1 protein-coding gene is annotated in these 204 nt (G+C 43.1%); it reads right to left on the bottom strand.

The window, feature by feature from the left end:
- A partial coding sequence (locus BHE89_RS04465; protein ID WP_286145886.1) for a carbamoyl-phosphate synthase domain-containing protein occupies positions 1–204 on the bottom strand: 204 nt, incomplete at both ends.

Here is a 204-nt window from a genome sequence, read left to right as displayed (position 1 = left end):
TAAGGCTGTTTGGCAGTGACTGTTTTGGCTAAATCCATCCCTTTTAAGCCGGGAAAGGCTTTGGCTTTTTCGAGTGCAAGTTGGGTATCAGGATGTTCGTCGCGCATGATACAACCGTTTTGTGCGCCTTTTTCTCTCAACAAACGCGTTAACTTACGTGTATCAATATCCGCAATAGCAACGATATTATGGCGTTTAAGATAA

The sequence above is a fragment of the Shigella sp. FC1967 genome (assembly GCF_001743005.1).
GTDB lineage: Bacteria > Pseudomonadota > Gammaproteobacteria > Enterobacterales > Enterobacteriaceae > Proteus.
Note: the sequence above shows the minus strand (reverse complement) of the source record. Positions and strands in the feature narration are given on the sequence as shown.